Source organism: Rahnella sp. P4_A8 (assembly GCF_056402435.1).
The window spans coordinates 1-2,608 of record NZ_JBFUHK010000158.1; the positions used below are offsets into that span (position 1 = coordinate 1).

General features: G+C 53.8%; 2 pseudogenes. Both read left to right on the plus strand.

Going from position 1 to position 2,608, the window contains the following annotated elements:
• Positions 1-39: 39 nt before the first annotated feature.
• Positions 40-1,389 (plus strand): annotated as a pseudogene (gene dtpA / locus AC1DUO_RS24090) (dipeptide/tripeptide permease DtpA); the annotation flags it as partial.
• Positions 1,390-1,510: 121 nt separating this feature from the next.
• Positions 1,511-2,515: pseudogene (locus AC1DUO_RS24095) on the plus strand (IS110 family RNA-guided transposase).
• Positions 2,516-2,608 lie beyond the last annotated feature (93 nt).

The window sequence follows — 2,608 nt, forward strand, 5'->3', positions numbered from 1 at the left end:
GCCTGAGTGAAGCCGACTCCATCACCCTGTTCTCATCGCCTGAGTGAAGCCGACTCCATCACCCTGTTCTCATCATTCAGTGCGCTGGTCTATGGCTTCGTCGCTATCGGCGGCTGGCTGGGCGATAAAGTGCTGGGTTCAAAACGCGTGATCGTGCTTGGCGCGATTGTGCTGGCGCTGGGTTATTCATTCGTTGCCTATTCCGGCCATGAAATTTTCTGGGTTTATCTGGGTATGGCGACTATCGCCGTCGGTAGCGGCTTGTTTAAAGCAAATCCATCCTCACTGCTTTCTACCTGCTACGAAAAAGATGACCCGCGTCTCGATGGCGCATTCACCATGTATTACATGTCGGTGAACATCGGTTCGTTCTTCTCCATGCTGGCAACACCATGGCTGGCCGCGAAGTACGGCTGGAGTGTCGCGTTCTCCCTGAGCGTTGTGGGTATGCTGATCACCATCGTGAACTTCCTGTTCTGCCGCAAATGGGTCAAACGTCAGGGGTCAAAACCAGACTTCGCGCCGCTGCAGTTCAAAAAACTGCTGATGGTGCTGGTCGGTGTTGTCGCGCTGGTGTTCCTGTCAAGCTGGTTACTGCATAACCAAACCATCGCACGTATGGTTCTGGGTGTGGTTTCCGTCGGTATCATTATTGTGTTTGCGAAAGAAACGTTCTCAATGAAAGGCATCGCCCGCCGGAAGATGATTGTGGCGTTCCTGCTGATGATGGAAGCGGTGGTGTTCTTCGTGCTGTACAGCCAGATGCCAACGTCGCTGAACTTCTTCGCTATCCACAACGTAGGCCACGATTTGCTGGGTATCAGCTTCCAGCCTGAGCAGTTCCAGGCGCTGAATCCATTCTGGATCATGGTTGTCAGCCCGGTTCTGGCAGCTGTCTACACCAAGGTCGGTGACCGTATGCCAATGCCGCACAAGTTTGCGATGGGTATGGTGCTGTGTTCCGGTGCGTTCCTGGTGCTGCCGTGGGGTGCGAGCCTGGCGAATGAGCAAGGCATTGTGTCAGTAAACTGGCTGGTACTGAGCTACGCGCTGCAGAGTATCGGCGAACTGATGATTTCCGGTCTGGGTCTGGCGATGGTTGCTCAACTGGTTCCGCAGCGTCTGATGGGCTTCATCATGGGTGCCTGGTTCCTGACCACCGCAGCCGCTGCAATTATCGCGGGTTACGTGGCCAATCTGACTGCCGTGCCTGCTGACATTGATGACGCGCATGCTTCACTGGCAATTTATAGCCACGTGTTCCTGCAGATTGGTATTGCAACCGCTGTGATTGCTGTGCTGATGCTGGTCACTGCATCTAAACTGCACCGCATGACGCTGGATCGTGAAACTGATGAGAAACAACCTGAACTGGCTTCTGCTCAGTAAACGCGCAAGCGTCTGATGAGGGCTGACGAACGCCTCCTCCGGGAGGCGCTTAATAAGATGGTCACCCCCACCCTGTGAGCGGTACGCTGACAGGGTGTTTTTCTTTCTGAAGGGGATCATCATGCAAAACGTTACGCTCATCGGTATTGAYCTCGGCAAGCATTCGTTCCATGTCCACGCTCAGGATAAAAACGGTAATGCATTGCTACGTAAGAAGTTTTCCCGCAACCCGTTAACCGCCTTTCTCTCTACTTGTSCCGCTTCTACCGTTGTTATGGAGTCCTGTGCGGGCGCCCATTTTATGGCCCGGCACATCAGCCAGTTCGGGCATCAGGTGAAGCTCATMTCTCCTCAGTTTGTCCGACCCTTCGTTAAAAGCAATAAGAACGATTTCATTGATGCCGRGGCTATCTGCGAAGCCGCATCACGACCTTCTATGCGCTTCGTGACTCCGCGAACCGAAGACCAGCAGGCTATGTCGGCGCTTCATCGCGTCCGTGACGCAATCGTCAGAGAYCGCGTTAAAACCACCAACCAGATGCACGCTTTCCTGCTGGAGTTTGGCATTAGCATGCCGCGCGGCAYCGCGGTTATCAGGCGTCTTGCYGCGGTGCTTGAAGAGCACGAACTGCCGCCTTATTTAGCGCGATTACTTATGCGTCTCCATCAGCATTAYGCCTACCTCACTGAACAGATTGAAGAACTCGAACAAGAGTTAAAAACCCACATGGCGGATGACGATACCGCGCAGCGCTTGCTGACTATCCCCGGCGTTGGACTTATCACGGCAAGCCTTTTAGCCACGAAGCCTGGTGATGGAAAAAGTTATGCCAGCAGCAGGGACTTTGCTGCATCGACGGGGTTAGTCCCACGTCAGTACAGCACTGGCGGAAAAAGTACGCTAATGGGCATCAGTAAGCGCGGGGATAAAAATCTGCGACGTCTTCTGGTGCAATGCGCTCGCGCTTTTATGCAACGACCTGAACACAATCAGGGGCGGCTGGCTGACTAGGTGAAGGCCCAGCTCTCGCGGCATCACYCGAACGTAGTGGCCTGCGGGTTAGCCAACAAACTGGCCCGAATAGCCTGGTCGGTGACAACCCATCGCACAGCTTTTATCCAATAAAAAGAGCCAACAGGGACGAACTGTTAGCTCTTAGGCATTACGCAGTGACTTTCTGGTTTTGCGACGACCGATTATTGATGACATGAACGGCAC